Genomic DNA, 17,042 nt, shown 5'->3' on the forward strand with positions numbered 1-17,042 from the left:
TTCGCGTGGCGCAAGCGACGGAGTGGACGTGACGGGGGCGACGAGGACGGGGAAAGTTTCGTCTTGCGTCGGTACGAGGAGGAATCATCCAGTACAAGATAAAAGTGCGGAATAAATGATGGATAACATGATTTGGAATGCGTATTTATATGCACTCAACCTTGTCGCCATTGTCACCGCAATCGTCATCCTGGTGAGCACACTGGATGACCTCACGCTGGACGCCTGCTACTGGTCCTTTGAAATCCGTCGCATCCTGCGCCGCGAAAAATCGCAAACGGTTGATATCGGCATGCTGCGCGCGCTGGAAGAGCGGCATCTGGCGCTGATGGTACCGGCGTGGAAGGAATACGACGTCATCGCCAAGATGATCGAAAACACGTTGGCGACGCTCGAGTACGAGCGGTACGTGATATTCGTCGGCACTTATCACAACGATGCCGAGACCACCGCCGAGGTCGAACGGATGGTCCGCCGGTATCCGGGCAGGGTCACGCGCGCGACCGTCATGAACGATGGGCCGACCTGCAAGGCGGACTGCCTGAACTGGATCATCGAAACCATCCTGCGCTACGAATCGGTCCATCACATTCAATTCGCGGGCGTCGTCATGCACGACTGCGAGGATGTCATTCATCCGGTCGAACTCAAGTACCTCAACCACGCGATTGCGGATAGCGACCTGGTCCAGCTTCCCGTGCTGTCGTTGCCGCGGAAATGGAACGAGTTCGTCGCCGGATGCTACCTGGACGACTTCAGCGAAACGCACCAGAAGGATGTCCCGGTGCGCGCCCGGCTGACCGGCATCGTCCCGGGCGCAGGCGTGGCATCGTGCTACAGCAGGCGCTCGATCGAAGCGGCGATGAAGGAGCGCAACGGCGCGCCGTTCAACACCAGCTCGCTGACCGAGGACTATGACTTCAGCTTTCGGTTGAGAGACCTGGGGATGAAGGAAACCTTCGCGTGCATTCCACTGACGGGGATCGTGCGCGATGCGGCGGACAAGCGCGTACAGGGTGGCGCCGTCAATCGAAACCTGCTGGCCACGCGCGAGTATTTTCCGAAAACATTTCGTACCGCGTACCGTCAGCGCACGCGCTGGATCCTCGGCATTGCCTTTCAGGGTTGGGAGCAGCTCGGCTGGAAAGGCAATCTGCTGATGCGATACATGTTCTTCCACGATCGCAAGGGCATCGTGACCTCGCTGTTTTCGGTCGTTGCCTATGGCGTGCTGATCAACTTCCTGTTGCTGGGCGCGCTTCATCGATCCGGCCATGTCATCCCGCCCGGCGCCTCGTTCGTCATGGCGGCCCACTGGGTCATGCCGCTGCTGTGGATCAACACCGCGATGCTGTTTGCGCGCGCCGGGCAGCGCTTCCATTTCGTCAGCAAGCTGAACGGGCCGACCCAGGGGCTGCTCTCGATACCGCGGATGTTCGTCAACAACCTGATCAACTTCTACGCGGTTTGCCGTGCGTGGCGCATCTATATCCGCCACCTCGCGACCGGCAAGCCCATCGCCTGGGACAAGACCAGTCATACCTACCTGTCCAACGAAGCACTCGGGAAGGCGCGCCTGAAAGTCGGCGAAATCCTGGTCGGCTGGGGCGTGGTCACACTGGAGCAATTGCAGGCGAGCCTCGACAAACAACTGACCTGCGGCAAGCGGCTCGGTGAACTGCTGGTCGAAGGCTGCGCGATATCCGCCGAATCGCTGGCGGATGCGATCGCCGAGCAGGCCGAGCTGCCCCGGGTGAGCCTCGGCAACGTCGCGGTAGGCCACTTCGCGGATTCACTGGCATTCGAACTGCAGTACGCGTACCGCGCCATCCCGTTTTCGACGGCGGACGACGGCACGTTGAACGTCGCGGTCGGACGGCCGCTCACCCAGGACGAACAGGATGTGGTGCGGCGGGGCGCCCGATCGAACGTGGCCTACTTCATCGCGTGCGATGCGGAGATTACCGCCGAACTCTCGCGGCACTCGCGATTCGTCGAACTCGCACGCGCACGCGACAGCGATCCGGCGGCGCAGCACGGCGCTCCCGTCAAAAAACCGTCGGGAGAACAGGCATGAAGCATTCGAGACTTCCGATCGCGGCCGGCCTCAAGCGCTGCGCACGGCTGAGCGCACTGGCGATCGCCGTGTCGCTGGCCTGGCAGGCGCCGGCATCCGCCGCCCAGCAACTGACACCCAAGGCCTACAAGCTCGCCGACAGCGCCTACAAGGCGATCAACGCCGGCGACCTGCCCCTCGCGGAAGTGTATGCATCGCGCGCCATCAAGATTCAGCCCGGCAGCGAACAGCTCGGGCTACTGCTCGTCGACGTATACAGACGGGAAGGAAAAGTCGACGAAGCGGACGACATGGTCGAATCGCTGATCGTTCGTTTTCCGAAGAGTGGCGCGGTACGCGCGCAGCACGGCTACCTGGCGCAGCGCCAGATGCGCTACGACGTCGCCTGCAGCGATTTCGCGGCCGCCGTCGCGACCGGGAAATGGAGCAAGGATCAGCAGCGCAACCTGCGTCTCGCCTGGTCGGACAGCGCGCTCGCGGCGAAGCGTCCGCATGAAGCCGGCGTTGCACTGGCGCCGCTGGCCGATGAAAAATCGGCCGTGATCCAGTTGCGCATCGCGCAGATGAGCCTGCAGGCAGGCGACCGCGACACCGCCATCCGCATGGCCGACCTGGCGGCCGGCAACGCCACGAACGACGGCGAGCGCAACATGGCCGCGTCGATCGCGGCGCAGGCGCGCCAGGAAGATCAGGCCGCCGACGCGCCGGTGGACAATACCGCGCAACAGAAATTGCAGGAAGCCTACGACCTCCTGCGCGACCACAAGGATCGCGAGGCGCTCGACGCATTCAACGAGGGATTTTCCGGCGGTGCCGGCAATGCGATGAACTACGCGGACGCGGGCTACGCCGCCAAGCGGATCGGGCTGAACCAGGAGTCCATCGACCTGTTCGAGCACAGCCTCGATGCCGACGAAAACGAACACACCTTCGATGCGCAGCACAAGTTCGGCTATCGGCGCGAAGTCGAGCAGCTTCAGCGCACCTGGGGGTTCGTGCTGAGCGCGCCGTACCAGTCGGCCGCGTTCGGGCCGCAAGGCACCATCAGCGTGTTGCAGCCGGGTATCGAAGTGTATTGGCAGCCGCCGAAGATCGGCTATCAGAACGGCCGCATCTTCCAGTTCTTCGTGCGCGGCTACGGCACGGCCTATGACGGGACGGGCAACGTGACCGGCATGCCGACCGTGCAGGGTTCGGTGGGCGCGCGCTACAAGCCGCTGCCCGACCAGAACGTCGTGCTGACCGCCGAGCGGCTGTTCCACGTCGGCAGCCTGTCGACGACGGACTGGCTGATGCGCCTGGGTTATTCGTCGGAAGGCGGAACCGACCTGAGGGTGACCGAACCGAGCTGGCGCAGCTGGCAAGCGTACATCGAGGGCGCTTACTTCATCAGCGCGGGTCGATACATCATTTATTCGGAGTTGCGTTACGGGCACACCTGGCGGTTGCCGATGATCAGCGATCGGCTGACCGTCTACCCGCACGCCGCGGTGGCCGGCGATCACGACAATCGAGAGCCGGACAAGACGGCGATCGGCGCCGGGCCCGGCATCCAGTTTCGGTACTGGTTTCGCGAGGGCCGATATAGCGCGCCGGCAAGCTATCTGGATGTCACGGTGCAATACCGGTTCGGGTTGACGTCAGCGGCACGCGCACGTGGTCTCGTGGTACGCGCGACATTGTGGTTCTGACTGCGACGCTGACGCTTGCTTTCGAATGACGCGACTGCTTAGTTGGGCGACTTGAGCGTGATGATCGTTTGACGCAACAGCTGGAAGTACGGGCTCGTCGAATACGGGACCATTTCCTCTGCGTAGTACCACCAGAAGAACCCGCCGATGAATCGCGGATCGGCCATGCTGTTGACCATCGGGTAGTACGTCTTGATCAGGTTCTGCTGCACCGACGCCGGCGCGGAGGTATCCGAGGTGCCGATTTCGCCGAAGCCGACCTTCGCGTTCGGGAAGATGCTTTCCAGCGCCGCGAAATCGTTCTTCCACGTCGGATTCAGCCCCGGGCAATCCTGGTAGGGGTAGTAGCTGAACAGTGCGTAGTCGGCTTGCTGGCGGACCGTCGAGGACAGGAAGGTGGTCGGCCACGTCTTCCAGTAATCCTGCGGCTTCTCCCAGCAGTTGTTGCCCTTGCTGTCGTCGTTGTAGTACAGCGTGATGGCCGTCTTGCCGCCGTTCGATTTGACGATCTGGTTGGCCGCGGCAACCATCTGGCCGATCTGCTGCTCCTGCGAGTTGACCACGGCGTTCGTGCCGTCCGGGCTGTTACGCAGCCATTCGCCGTTGATTTCGTTCGCGATCTCCCAGACGTCGACGGTGTTCTTCAACTGCGACACCAGTTCCTGCGTACGTGCCTGATACGTGGCGAGATCCGTAGGGAAATAGTAAGAATCGTAGACTTCGCCCATCACGTAGGCGACTGCGTGCAGGCGCAGCAGCGGCGCGTAGTAGTCGGCGGCCGACGTACCCGGATCGAACACGACACGCACGGTGGGCTTGTACGGCAGGTTCTGCAGCGACGCGACGATCGCGTCCAGCTTGCTCAGGTCGTCGAGGGTCACGCCGTAGACGGGATTCTTCAGAGGTTCGACCTGGGCTTCAGCGGGCCGGGATAAAGGCAGGAGCCCGGCATAAGCAACGCATGCGGCAATGGCCGTGCGCGAGAGTTTTTTCGTCAGTCTTTTCAAAACAGTTTCCGTCCAAAAGTAAGAAGAAGCGCGATTTTAGACGAAAATAAAAGGTAATTATCGGATGATATCGGAAGTGGCGAGCCCTAAAAAAATGGTTAGGATCGGTATCAAACGTGGCTGCGACAGGGTGTCGCGCCGAGGCAGTTGTTACGTGATGCTGATTAAATGCACTACAGCATTAGTGCAGGGAACGGGTGCGGGCGAGGCGGCGGGTGCGCGTCAGGGTAAAGCCGATGTCCGGTTGGCTGCACGCAAACGATTGCCGACGTCCGAGGCCGGTCTCGACCGACCTCGACATGCATGCGCGGCGCCACGCCACGAACCACCAGCGGCACCCATTCATCAGGCGACCGGATAGCGGAACCCCACCACAACCGGGATCCCGCTACGCGGCGCCTTGCGGAGTTGCCACCGCCCCGCTTCCGTCACCTGCTCAGGCAGACGCGTTGCGATTCGCCTCGATCACCGTCAACGCCGCCATGTTCACGATCCGCCGCACCGTCGAGCTCGACGTGAGAATGTTCACCGGCGCGTTGACGCCCAGCAGGAACGGCCCCACCGCCACGTTGCTGCCCGCTTCGGTCTTGAGCAGGTTGTACGCGATGTTCCCCGCATCCACGTTCGGGCAAACGAGCAGGTTCGCAGCACCCTTCAGCGGCGACATCGGCAGCAGCTTCGACCGCAAGCCCTCGTCGAGCGCGCAGTCGCCATGCATCTCGCCGTCCGCCTCGATATCCGGCGCCTGCTCGCGGACGATCTCCAGCGCCCGGCGCATCTTCACGCCCGAAGCCGCGCTCCCCGACCCGAAGTTCGACCGCGACAGCAGCGCGGCCTTCGGCGTCAGGTTCAACCATTCCATCTGACGCGCCGCGGCAATCGTGAATTCCGCGATCTGCTCCGCGTCCGGGTTGTCGTTGACGTGCGTATCCACCAGCGCGACCGTCCGCTGGTCGAGCAACAGGATGTTCATCGCCGCATAGGTCGACGCCCCCGGCTTCTTCCCGATCACTTCGTCGACGAACCGCAGGTGGTTGTGATACTCGCCCACCGTCCCGCAAATCATCCCGTCCGCATCGCCGAGCCGCACCATCATCGCGCCGATCAGCGTCAGGCGGCGCCGCATCTCGACCCGCGCCATTTCCTTCGAGATGCCGTCCCGGCAGCGCAGCTCCCAATACGTCGTCCAGTACTGCGGGAACCGCTCGTCATATTCGGGATTGGTCACTTCGACATCCTGACCGAGCCGGATCCGCAGCCCGAATCGCTCGATGCGCGCCAGCAGCACCTCCGGACGGCCGACCAGGATCGGCCGCGCCAGCTTCTCGTCGACGATCACCTGCACCGCGCGGAGCACGCGCTCGTCCTCGCCTTCGGTAAAGACGATCCGCGCCTTGCCTCCGTCGCGCACCAGCCGGCGCGCCGTCGCGAACAACGGCTTCATGAACGCGCCGGAATGGTAGACGAATTGCTGCAGTTGCTCGACGTACGCGTCGAGATCGGTCAGCGGGCGCTTCGCCACGCCGCCTTCCATCGCCGCCTTGGCCACGGCCGGCGCGATCCGGACGATCAGGCGCGGGTCGAACGGCTTCGGAATCAGGTATTGCGCGCCGAACGCCACGTCGTACGCACCATAGGCCGCCGCGACGACTTCGTTCTGCTCCTCCTCGGCCAGCCCCGCGATCGCGTGAACCGCGGCGATCTCCATTTCACGGGTAATGGTCGTCGCGCCGACGTCCAGCGCGCCGCGGAAGATGTACGGGAAGCAGAGGACGTTGTTGACCTGGTTCGGGTAGTCCGAGCGGCCCGTCGCGATCACGACGTCGTCGCGTGTCGCATGCGCCAGTTCCGGGAAGATTTCCGGAGTGGGATTGGCCAGCGCGAGAATCAGCGGGCGCGGCGCCATCGCCTTCAGCATGTCGGCGGTCAGGATGCCGCCGACCGACAGGCCCAGGAACACGTCCGCGCCGCCGATGATTTCGGCCAGCTTGCGCGCATCGGTTTCCTGCGCAAAGCGCGACTTGGCCGGGTCCATCAGCGTGGTGCGGCCACGATAGACGACGCCTTCGATGTCGGTCACCCAGACGTTTTCAACCGGCAGCCCGAGGTCGACCAGCAGGTCCAGGCAGGCCAGCGCGGCGGCGCCGGCCCCCGACGTCACGACCTTCACTTCCGAAATCGACTTCCCGACGACCTTCAGGCCGTTGATGAACGCGGCGGAGACGGTGATGGCGGTACCGTGCTGATCGTCATGGAAGACGGGAATCTTCATGCGTTCGCGCAGCTTCTGCTCGACCGTGAAGCACTCGGGCGCCTTGATGTCCTCGAGGTTGATGCCGCCGAAGGTCGGTTCGAGACCGGCGATGATGTCGACCAGCTTGTCCGGATCGGTTTCGTTGATCTCGATGTCGAAGACGTCAATCCCCGCGAACTTCTTGAACAACACAGCCTTGCCTTCCATGACCGGCTTGGACGCGAGCGGGCCGATGTTGCCCAGGCCCAGCACGGCCGTGCCGTTCGTGATCACGCCCACCAGATTGCCGCGGCTCGTGAAACGGTGCGCCTGCAGCGGATCGGCGGCGATGGCCTCGCACACGCCCGCCACGCCCGGCGTGTAGGCCAGCGCGAGATCGCGCTGGGTCACGAGCGGTTTGCTGGCGACGACCGAGATCTTTCCCGGGGTCGGAAATTCGTGATAGTCGAACGCTGCCTGCTGCTGTGTCTCAGTCTGTTTCATGTTTTTCGATCCGGGCACGGGCGCCAGGCCAGTCCCGGCGCGATCCATGAAGGGGATTCTAGGGATCCGCCATAAGGTGATGATTCTGTTTTAATATCGGTCCATCACTTTTTCATGATGAATACGTGACCAGTCAATGACTTTTGACGCAAACGACGTGGTCAGGCGGCTGGGCGCCCGCCTGAAGATGCGGCACCTGGTGCTGTTGCTGCAGATCCAGCAGCACGGGTCGCTGACGCGCGTCGCGGAGCACATGGCCAGCAGCCAGCCGGCGGTGACAAACGCGCTGTCCGAGCTGGAGAGCATGTTCGGCACGCCGCTGTTCGAGCGCTCGTCGCGCGGCATGCGGCCCACCGCGCTCGGCGCGGTCGTGCTCGAGCGGGCGAAGGCGATGATCAAGGATCTCGACCACCTCGCTCGCGAAATGGAGGCGGTCGCCGCCGGGCATGCGGCCCACCTGCACATCGGCGTGATTCCGTTCATTTCCGGGCACATGCTGTCGGCGGCGCTCAAGCGGCTGCAAGCGCGCATGGAGCGGCGCCTGACCGTGACGATTCACGAAGGCACCAGCGATCAGCTGCTGCTTCAGCTCAGGGATCACAGCGTCGACATCGTGATCGGGCGGGCATCGTCGGCGATCGACCTGGGCCAGGTCTCCTTCGAAGTGCTGTACCAGCAGCAGCCGCGCATGATCGCGAGCCGGCGTCTTGCCGCGAAACTGGCCCGCACCGCGCTCGACTGGCACAAGCTGCACGCGCTCGACTGGATTCTCGGCGCACCGCATACGCCGATGCGGGAACAGGTCACCGACCTGTTTCTGTCGGCCGGCATCGCGCCGCCCGTTCCGATCGTCGAGAGTTATTCCTCCAAGCTGATCGGCGAAATGATCGCGTCGAGCGACGAGGCCGTCTCGATCGTGCCCGCCGATATCGCGGAAGAACTGGTGCGGATCGCCGGCGTGGCGATCGTCCCGTACTCGCTGGTGTGGACGCTTCCGCCCATCGCGCTGTTTACCCGCGCCGCCGATTCGCGCTCGCCTGCGCGGGATCTCCTCGTCGAAGCGCTGCGCGAGGTGTGCAGGGAGACTTACGGGGAAGCGCAGCGGTAGCGGTTCACGCACCGCCCGCGTTGAACGGCCCGCCGGGTCCGCCGAAAACGGTCATGCGTCTCGACGAACACCGGGCACTCCGGCCGCAGGCTACTTGCTCGCGGTGAGGCGCCGCATGATTTCCGCACGCTCGGCAGCCAGCACATGGTCCGAGCCCTCGCCGCGGTCATAGCGCCGGGTCGTCCGATAGGAAAACCGCTTCGTGTACAGATTGGCGGCGGGATCGAATACCCACGCGTCGACGACGAAAAAGTGCGGGCCGAAATGACTCTCGTCCTTGCCCCACACATAATCCGCGCGAACGAACAGCGGATAGGGCGACACGTCCGGCACCGTCCACATCGCGCGGTCGGCCAGCTCGGTCTGGGTGACTTTCGGTATCACGTTCTCGACCTTGCCGTTCGCGCGATAACGCAATACCGCCACACGCTCCAGCATCCCGCTGCCGCCGCCGGAGAACATCCCCGAGAAGAACATCCAGGAGCCGCCCGACGCAATCGGCAAGCGTTCGGATCGCGGATCCAGCCCGAACTGGTATTGCACCTTCGTCGAGCCATCGGGAAGCGGCGCGGGCGGCATCTCGAAGCACGGCGCATGGCCGGGAAGCACGCAGAGTTTCACGCCGGACAGCGGGAGCCCGTCGGTGTCCAGCCGGCCCTGCGCCTGCGTGAATCGCGGGAAAGCAAGTTCGCTGGAAGCGGCTTGAACGCCGGTGACGCCGGCAACAGTAAGGCCCAGAACCACCCCAAGCGTTTGACGGAACCCGCGCATGCACCCGCCCCCTTCTCTCATGTTTTGATAGCCGCGAATTGTCGATGATCCGGCCGCTTCTGTCGAATGAACGATTGCGGCCGGCGAGGCACGCCGGCCGGCACCATCAGACGGTGGCCAGAACCAGACGCCCCGGCGACGCGCCGATATGCAGCCCGTCGGAACGATTCGCGAGGTAACGCCGGTTCAACTCGTCCGGCGTCCACGTGTTGCTGTCGCTGAAGCCCAGCGCGGCCAGCGTCTTGGTCAACTCGGCGGGTTCGAAGAAGCTCTTCCACGGCTCACCGCGCTCGGCGAATCGCGCCACCATCTGCTCCATCGCGATGCGCATGATCGGCGGCAGGCTCGGCAGCGGAACCACATACTCGAGCAGTACGGCGCTGCCTTTCGCGCAGCCGGCGATGAAGCGCAGCGTCTCGATGACCGCGGCCTCGTCGAGATACATCGTCACGCCCAGCCAGCTGAACAGCGCCGGCGCATCGGCATCGAAACCGGCGCACGCCAGCCCTTGCGCGAGACCGACACGCTCGAAATCGACCGGCACGAATTGCAGCGACGCCGGCACCGCGATGCCCGCCTCGCGCAAGCGGGCCTGCTTCCACGCCTGCGTCGCCGGCAAGTCGACCTCGAACACGCGCCCCGGCGCATCGGGTCGCCGGTATGCGCTGGTATCGAGCCCCGCGCCGAGCACCACATACTGGCGGATGCCACGTTCGATCGCATCGACCCAGACGTCGTCGGCCAGCCGGCTGCGTACGACCACCGTGCTGCGCATGCCCACGGTCATCGGTTCACGGAACTTGTCGAGGTTGCCGTGCAAGGCCTGCGCCTCGGCCGGCCCGAGGACGGTCAGTGCGACCGGATCGTCGAGCACCAGCGGCCGGTCGAGCAGCTGGTGCGCGGCCCGCTGCGTGGCCACCATCAACGCGCTCGGCTTGGGCCCGGCGTTCACCGGTGTCGTGTCGTGGCCGACGATATGCGCCCGGTTCAGATAGGCCAGCAGCGCATCGTCGAGGCCGATGCCCAGTTGCAGATCCGGTTCGCGCATCATCGCATCGCGCACACGCGCTTCCAGCGCGGCGTCGCTGCCGCAGAAGCTGTCGAGAAACAGCTGCTGCCAGCGCCTCACGATGGCCTGCACCGCATCGGCGCCGGCGTCGACGCCCGCCTCCATGTGCGCTCTCAGTTCGACCACCAGTGCCGGCCACGCCCGATGCTTCATCGCAGCGAACTGGCGCCGCCGCACTTCGTCGGCCTGAGCCGGATCGAGGTACTTCGCAAGCAGCGCGCAACGCGCGTGCGTGAACGCTTCGTCGATCCATGCCAGCATCCCGGCCGTGATGCCGACGATTTGCGGGGCGCGCGGCTCGTCGAGCTGCATCATCATCAGCTTGGTCGCGAGCGTCGGGTCGTTGCGGGTCATGCGGACCACGAGCCGGATCCAGCGCCATGCCAGTGCGTGGGCGGCGTCGCTGTCGGCCGGCAGCGCCTGCTGCCAGGCAACGCGGACCTCGTCGATCAGCGCGATCCACGATGGATCCGTCGGCGCGATCGTATCGGGCCCGGATGCCAGCAACGTATCGAGTTCGTCGTCATCAAGGTGTTTTTGGATCATGTTCATCAGCTCCAGAGCGTTCAGCCAGTCGGTCGCCGTGGTCTCGTCGCCGGCGGCGATCATGTCCACGAGGTATCTCAGGTGACGACCAAGGCGCTGCGCGCGCGATGCCTGCGCATCGAGCTCCGCGATCTGGCGCTGCAGAAGCTGGAGCGGTGAGCCGGCCAGTTGGCCGTCGAGGCTGGCCTTGATGTCCGGCAGCGAATACCCGAACCGTTTCAGCGCCTCGATCCGATGCAGCCGGATGAGGTCGTCGCGCCCATACAGGCGCGCGCCGCCGTCGGTGCGCTGCGACGGTGACAGCAGCCCGATGGCATCGTAGTGGTGCAAGGTCCGGACGCTCAGTCCTGCCTTCTTCGCCAGATCGCCGATTTTCAGTCGCATGTTTTCCCAGTCGTCGGAGTCGACCTTAAAAGCTGACGTAGCGTCAGGTGCAAGGGAAATCGAAGGGGTTGTGCGGGCGACGGGTTGAACCGTCCGGGAGAATTCACCGGGGTTCCAGTCGAAAACTACTCAGCCGGCTTCTCGTACAGGGACCAGACGATCCCGTCTGATTTCAACCCGACGCGAACGAAGCCAAGCGACTCGTAGTAAGCGCAGAGCGCCGCGTTTTCAACCGCGCAATCGAGTCGAACAAAGCGCCGGTTCAAGCTGCTCACCTTGTGAGCGCACCAGTCGAGCATGACGCTGCCGAGCCCCTGCCCGTTGAAACCTTCCCGAACGCACAGCCCGTGCACATAACCGGCGATCGGCTCCTGCGGCCCCCAATGCTTGTCCTCGTCGAAGGCGAGCGAGAACGTTCCGGCCAACGTGCCGTCCAGTTCGACGACATACACGTCCTTTTGGGAGACGTTGTTGCGTACCCACGCCTCGGAAAATCCGTCGCCTTCCTTGCCCCACACATGGTCGCCGTACCTGAGCTTCTTCGTGTGTGCGTCGTTCCGGATCACGGTGAGAATCGATACATCCTCTTCCGTTGCCCGGCGGATGCGTTTCGAAGCCATCGTTCGTATCTCCGTTGAAGCGTGCCGGTAAGAAAATGCCGCTTGTTTCCGACGGGGCGCCTGGACTATTCGCCGTTACGTTCAACGCGAACCGGCAGCGGCGTTCCGTCTTCAAACGAGCCCAGCGATTCCTGCGCCATCAGCACCAGCTTTTCGACTTGTGGAAACGGAAGTCCTGCTTGAAACAACGAAACGGTCAGGGAATTGTCGGCGTCGCACCTGAACACCTCGGCCAGCACATTACCGTCTGCGTCGATCAGCTCGATGCCCAAACCGTCGCGGCGGACATCCGAAGCCACCTGGAACCCATACGTCATCGAATTTCTCCGCTGAAATGTCTACGGCCCATCATCGCCGCTCCTGGCATGATGCAGAATTCGCCGACCCGGGAGCCGCTCGCACGGGACGCGCGACAGAGGGTGAGACTGTTCGCTCGATACACTCGCATCAAGTATTCAAACCCTGCCGAAGGGACTCATAAATCCCCGCGCCCGCATCAACAATGAACAAGAGCGCGATGACGATGCACACAACGCGCCCGATACCACGCAGACGAGTCACACCGACATATAACCCGACAGCACCGACGCAAAGTGTCACGGGCCAGTAGATGGACCCCATGAGAATCACGATGACTGGAAAGGGGATATCGATGGCGATGTCACTCATCCCAAAAGGCTCCGTTGCTCGGGTGCGGCATGTATTCGCTCATCGCTTCGAAGGCATCGGCCGACCGCCGACCATCAACGCGTGACGTCGCAAGCGGCCTCGCCTCCCCATGTTGCTCGACAGGGAATCACCCCTCAGCCTGATGACACACCACCTCGATATTGTGCCCATCCGGCCCGATGACGAACGCCGCGTAGTAGTTCGCGTGGTAATGCGGCCGCAGCCCCGGCGCGCCGTTGTCCTTCCCGCCGGCCTCCAGCGCCGCGCGATAGAACGCCTCGACTTGCTGCCGGTTGTCGGCCACGAACGCGATGTGAAGATGCGCCGGTTTCTCCGTCGTCTGGAACAGGCACAACGAAGGCTTGCCCGGCGGAGAAATCTCGATGCCGTACGAAGGCTCGCCCTCCCCCTGCACCACGACGCCAAGCGGTTCCAGTGCGCTCAGGAAAAACGCCTTGCTGGCTGCAAAGTCGCTCACGCCGAATTTGACATGGTCAAACATGACTCCCCCTCGGATAGATGGGTCTGCCGACACCCGGTTGGAATGTGGAAATCACCGCGATGTTGCCACACGTAGCCGTCGCCGGCACACCCGCTCGCGACCGAACAAAAAAAGCCCGACACAGTCGGGCCAACGAGCGAGACACAAGGAGAGATCCCGCTCACCCCTCATCGAGCGGTCACACCGTGCTACCTGACGTCATCATGATCCTGGCGATGGCCGACTACCGGGCACGGTGTTGCAACCGATCGTCGATCGACAGGCTTGCCTGGAAGGATTCGGAAAGAAACGACTACTGCGAAACCGGCGTGCCGGATGACCCGTCCGCCGGCATGGTCGGCAAAGGAATGGCCGCGCTGTTCGACCCGCCGCCCGTTGCGCCGGCTGTATTCGTGGTACCCGTCTGTCCGCGGCGGCCGCGGTGCGCGCCACGCGCGACCGGCGGCGCGCTCGCGGCGACCGGCCGTATCGGCGGATGCGCGATGTACTGGAAGTTGTCGTTGATCGCGCTATTGCCCGTATCGTACGACCGGTGCACGAACACGCTGCTGGTCACCGGTTCGCTGGCTTGCGCGAACGCCGGCGGCATGGCGGACACCATCGCGGCGGCCGCCGCCGCGCTCAACGCGGCGATCCGCACGAGCGAACCGGCATCGCGGACTGTCGGGCGTACTGTCACGTTAGGTTTCCTCCCATGTGCATCCGGTCGGCGATCGTTCGGCCGCCGGTGGCGCCCGCCCGAAAAATTGGCCCGCACCGGAAAGCGCGGGCCCAACCGAGAACACAACAACACCTTGGGGGGGTATCAAGGCGAGGCCAGTCTAGCCCGAGCCGCCCGAAAGAAAATTTCAGGCCAAATTACAGCTATTACTCCATATGACGAAGCCTCGGTCGCTGTCGTGTACGGTCAAGTGGTGACGCATCGTCCGTAAGCCCGCGTAACGACTTGGCTCCGCGCGTCGTTCGCCGGCGTCGCTTCAGGCTGGGGAAGCGACGCCGGCGCGCTTCAGCCTTCCATTTGCCCTGCATACGCAGTCGCCGTCAAAGCCAGCGGCGTTGCCATTCGCGTAAGCCCTGGATGCCGCACGCACGCCCTGCAATGAGCCCGATCAACGCGCGCCAGACAGATGCAGCGTGAACCATTCCACCGCCGCCTGGCTGGTTGCATCGAAGTGCTCGATATACGGCGTGAAATGTCCGCCCTGGAGCAAGAGCAAGCGCTTCGGCTCCAGCGCGTTCTCCCATGCCTTGAGGCACAGGTCGGTGGGCGTCAGCAGATCCTGGTCGGCCACGATCATCAGCAACGGCGTGGGCGAGATGCGATCGACATACTGGCCCGGCTCGTTCTCGCGCGACAGCTCGGCGCTGCGCAGCGTCACTTCGTTTTTCCAGTTCGGCGCACACCGCGCCGCCGACTCGGTGAAGAACCGGTACGCATCCGCACCGGCCATCGCACAGGCTGTCGCGGGATCGGCACTGACTGCCGGCAACATCGCCGGCGGGCCGCCGGCGAATCGCTGCCTGCGATCTTCAGCGAAACGAGCCAGCATCGCCGGCACCAGATCGGAACGCGTACGGCGCAATGCCGACTGATAGCCGCTGATCGTCGGCACCTGCGACACCACGCATTTGACACGCCGGTCGATCGCCGCGACTTCGAGCACGTGGCCGCCGCTGTAACTGGTGCCCCAGATGCCGATGCGCGCGGCGTCGACGTCCGGGCGGGTAAGCAGATAGCTGATCGCGTCGCGATAGCCGCGCTTCTGTTGCACCGGGTCGATCTCCTGACGCGGGTACCCGTCGCTCGCGCCGAAATTCCGGTGATCGTAGAGCAGCACGCCGAAACCGCTGGCGGCGAACACCTCGGCGTAGCGGTCGAGATATTGTTCCTTCACGCCGGAGAAACCGTGCGCCATCACGATGGCCGGATACGTTGCCGTATCGGCGATGCGCTGCGCCGGCTCGTAGTACCAGCCTCGCAGCGTGGCGGCTTCGGACAGGAATTCGATGTCGTGTCGTGTCATGTCGGCTTACCTCGTTCGGTCAGTGGGTTCGATGACCGACACGATAAGCGTGGGCGCCACGCCCTGCGTTTGCTGGAAAGACGTGTGCTACGCGGAATCGGACAGTTTCGCGTAAGCGCTGGGCGTCATGCCGGCAAACCGGCGAAACACGGTCGAGAAGGCGCTCGCGGTTTCGTAGCCGAGTTCGGCCGCGACGGCGATCACCGAGCGCCCCGACGCCAGCAGCGGACGCGCGGCCGAAATCCGGGCCTGCTGGCGCCACTGGCTGAACGACAGCCCGGTTTCGGCAGTGAAAAGCCGGGCCAGTGTCCGGCTCGACGCACCGACTTCATCGGCCCATTCCGCCAGCGTTCGCGGGTCGGCCGGATTCGCCAGAATCGCGTCGCAGACGCGGGCAAGACGCCGGTCCTGGCCGGACGGCAGCCGCAGGGGCTGCTCGGCAGACCACTCGATTTCGGCCAGCATCAGTTGGATGACGAGATCGTCGCGTCCGTCGGGATGGATCTCGACCGGGAACGACGACGCGCGCACGATCAACTCACGAAGCAGCGGCGACACGTTGACGAGGCGCGGCTGATTCGGGGTTGCCGATCGGTATGCGCGCGGGTCGACGTAGGCGGTGCGCAATTCGAGCGGCCCGTGTGCGCGCATCGCGTGCGGCAGGTCGGGCGGAATCCACAGTGCGCGATGCGGCGGGATCATCCAGAGCGACTGGCACGCGATGACTTCGGCGATGCCCGTCGTGGTGTAGACGAGTTGTGCGCGTCGATGCCGATGCTCCGGGACGACGAAACCATCGGGGAAGGCTTTCGGCATGACGGCGGCGATACCGGGTGCATGCTGGTAGTCGCGCGGGTCGGTGCTCTTCGTCACGCGTGCGATACCGTCACGCTTCGGCTCTGCCGCCGTGTTTTGCTCGATCGCGTTGCCGTGGCCGCGCCCTTCGACCTTCATCGCTCGTCCTCTCGTTTGTGCGGAATCGCCAGGTCATGCGGTCCCGGCGAATCGGACAGATGATACGAGAATGTCGGATCCCGGGGATCGTGGAATGAAGCAGCGAATCGGTCACGAGATCGCGCTGTCGAATCGCTGTACCGTGCACTCGATACGCCCCGTTGAACTTCCGGTCTCGCCGGTTTCGGCGCAGCGTGCGCGATCTTGGAAGTTCTGTTCCGTGCTGCTATCGTTGAGCACCTTTTGAAGATTTCGGAGCGGGAGAAACATGCCCTTGATCTTGCGTCGAGCGATTGCGGCTGATGCCGCGGAGGTAGCCGAAGTCTATCTACGGTCGCGCAACACGCTGGCATCCTACGCGCCGCTCGCGCATTCCGAAGCCGCCGTCCGCGATTGGGTTGCCAACATCATCGTGCCTTCGGGCAACGTTACCATTGCCGTGAACGATCAGCGCATCGTCGGCATGGCCGCACACGTCATCGCCGACGGCGTGGCGTGGCTTGACCAGTTGTATGTATGCCCCGAATTCAAGCGACGCGGGATTGGTTCTTCCCTCCTGGAATCAGTGAAGTCGCAGACGGTCGGCAGGCTCCAGCTCCATACGTTCCAGATGAATCGCGATGCTGCCGCGTTTTATGAACGGCATGGGTTCGTTGCGATTGCATACAGCGATGGAAGCAGGAACGAGGAAGGTTGTCCCGATGTCTTGTATTGCCTGTGCGGTAGCGCTCGCTCGCGTGGCTCGCATCATCTGTCTTGCCCGTCAACGGCAAGATGGAAGGATTGCTCGGAGTCGGAAACGATGAGGGCTTTCGTGGGTATACGGCCAGGAGCGGTCGTTCGCGCAACTTGACGAACCGGGAGGCTCACTCGATGGAACCGA

The 17,042-nt window shown here is 63.7% G+C and carries 15 protein-coding genes; 5 read left to right on the top strand and 10 right to left on the bottom strand.

Going from position 1 to position 17,042, the window contains the following annotated elements; genetic code table 11:
* The first annotated feature begins 118 nt into the window (after nucleotides 1-118).
* Nucleotides 119-2,077, top strand: a complete 1,959-nt coding sequence (locus ACPTTC_RS30980; RefSeq protein ID WP_423395235.1) for a glycosyl transferase family protein — start codon at nucleotides 119-121, stop codon at nucleotides 2,075-2,077.
* Nucleotides 2,074-3,768: an NfrA family protein gene (locus ACPTTC_RS30985; RefSeq protein WP_423395236.1), complete on the top strand. Its 1,695-nt coding sequence runs from the start codon at nucleotides 2,074-2,076 to the stop codon at nucleotides 3,766-3,768. Before ACPTTC_RS30980 ends, ACPTTC_RS30985 begins: the two co-directional genes overlap by 4 nt.
* Before the next feature lie 38 nt (nucleotides 3,769-3,806).
* Here the strand turns inward: ACPTTC_RS30985 and ACPTTC_RS30990 are convergent, their stop codons facing one another.
* Together ACPTTC_RS30990 and ACPTTC_RS30995 are read right to left on the bottom strand one after the other, a co-directional pair.
* Nucleotides 3,807-4,775, bottom strand: coding sequence for a hypothetical protein (locus tag ACPTTC_RS30990; protein ID WP_423395237.1), 969 nt, complete (start codon nucleotides 4,773-4,775; stop codon nucleotides 3,807-3,809).
* Nucleotides 4,776-5,211: 436 nt separating this feature from the next.
* Entirely contained in the window at nucleotides 5,212-7,512 is a 2,301-nt protein-coding gene (locus ACPTTC_RS30995) for an NADP-dependent malic enzyme (RefSeq protein WP_226201326.1), read from the bottom strand.
* 136 nt (nucleotides 7,513-7,648) lie between these two features.
* Between ACPTTC_RS30995 and ACPTTC_RS31000 the strand changes: the two genes are divergently transcribed.
* On the top strand, nucleotides 7,649-8,620 hold the full coding sequence (locus ACPTTC_RS31000) for a LysR substrate-binding domain-containing protein (protein ID WP_226201327.1): 972 nt from the start codon (nucleotides 7,649-7,651) through the stop codon (nucleotides 8,618-8,620).
* Between the two features lie 90 nt (nucleotides 8,621-8,710).
* Here ACPTTC_RS31000 and ACPTTC_RS31005 read toward each other — a convergent pair whose 3' ends face one another.
* The 6 genes from ACPTTC_RS31005 to ACPTTC_RS31030 all read right to left on the bottom strand — a co-directional run bounded on the left by ACPTTC_RS31005 (nucleotide 8,711) and on the right by ACPTTC_RS31030 (nucleotide 13,181).
* Nucleotides 8,711-9,391, bottom strand: coding sequence for a hypothetical protein (locus tag ACPTTC_RS31005; protein WP_423395238.1), 681 nt, complete (start codon nucleotides 9,389-9,391; stop codon nucleotides 8,711-8,713).
* Between the two features lie 106 nt (nucleotides 9,392-9,497).
* Nucleotides 9,498-11,390 carry an SAM-dependent methyltransferase gene (locus ACPTTC_RS31010; protein WP_423395239.1) on the bottom strand — a complete coding sequence of 631 codons (1,893 nt, stop codon included), beginning with the start codon at nucleotides 11,388-11,390 and terminating at the stop codon, nucleotides 9,498-9,500.
* A gap of 125 nt (nucleotides 11,391-11,515) precedes the next feature.
* Nucleotides 11,516-12,010 carry a GNAT family N-acetyltransferase gene (locus ACPTTC_RS31015; protein ID WP_423395240.1) on the bottom strand — a complete coding sequence of 165 codons (495 nt, stop codon included), beginning with the start codon at nucleotides 12,008-12,010 and terminating at the stop codon, nucleotides 11,516-11,518.
* A 65-nt stretch (nucleotides 12,011-12,075) separates the two neighbouring features.
* The gene (locus ACPTTC_RS31020) at nucleotides 12,076-12,327 is read right to left on the bottom strand and encodes a hypothetical protein (RefSeq protein ID WP_175965602.1); all 252 of its coding nucleotides are present in this window, start codon (nucleotides 12,325-12,327) and stop codon (nucleotides 12,076-12,078) included.
* A gap of 130 nt (nucleotides 12,328-12,457) precedes the next feature.
* On the bottom strand, nucleotides 12,458-12,679 hold the full coding sequence (locus ACPTTC_RS31025) for a hypothetical protein (protein WP_423395241.1): 222 nt from the start codon (nucleotides 12,677-12,679) through the stop codon (nucleotides 12,458-12,460).
* A gap of 127 nt (nucleotides 12,680-12,806) precedes the next feature.
* Nucleotides 12,807-13,181 (bottom strand): VOC family protein, encoded by a 375-nt coding sequence (locus ACPTTC_RS31030; protein ID WP_423395242.1) that lies wholly within the window; start codon nucleotides 13,179-13,181, stop codon nucleotides 12,807-12,809.
* Between the two features lie 203 nt (nucleotides 13,182-13,384).
* On the opposite strand from ACPTTC_RS31030, the gene ACPTTC_RS31035 reads away from it, so the two are divergent.
* Nucleotides 13,385-14,113 carry a hypothetical protein gene (locus tag ACPTTC_RS31035; RefSeq protein ID WP_423395243.1) on the top strand — a complete coding sequence of 243 codons (729 nt, stop codon included), beginning with the start codon at nucleotides 13,385-13,387 and terminating at the stop codon, nucleotides 14,111-14,113.
* Nucleotides 14,114-14,290: 177 nt separating this feature from the next.
* Here ACPTTC_RS31035 and ACPTTC_RS31040 read toward each other — a convergent pair whose 3' ends face one another.
* Both ACPTTC_RS31040 and ACPTTC_RS31045 read right to left on the bottom strand, forming a co-directional pair.
* Nucleotides 14,291-15,205, bottom strand: coding sequence for an alpha/beta hydrolase (locus ACPTTC_RS31040; RefSeq protein ID WP_423395244.1), 915 nt, complete (start codon nucleotides 15,203-15,205; stop codon nucleotides 14,291-14,293).
* Between the two features lie 87 nt (nucleotides 15,206-15,292).
* The gene (locus ACPTTC_RS31045) at nucleotides 15,293-16,159 is read right to left on the bottom strand and encodes a helix-turn-helix domain-containing protein (protein WP_423395245.1); all 867 of its coding nucleotides are present in this window, start codon (nucleotides 16,157-16,159) and stop codon (nucleotides 15,293-15,295) included.
* A gap of 268 nt (nucleotides 16,160-16,427) precedes the next feature.
* Here ACPTTC_RS31045 and ACPTTC_RS31050 point away from each other — a divergent pair, with 268 nt between their 5' ends.
* The gene (locus ACPTTC_RS31050) at nucleotides 16,428-17,012 is read left to right on the top strand and encodes a GNAT family N-acetyltransferase (RefSeq protein ID WP_423395246.1); all 585 of its coding nucleotides are present in this window, start codon (nucleotides 16,428-16,430) and stop codon (nucleotides 17,010-17,012) included.
* Nucleotides 17,013-17,042 lie beyond the last annotated feature (30 nt).

This window comes from Burkholderia mycopellens, from assembly GCF_964265025.1.
In the GTDB taxonomy this organism is placed as follows: Bacteria; Pseudomonadota; Gammaproteobacteria; order Burkholderiales; family Burkholderiaceae; genus Burkholderia.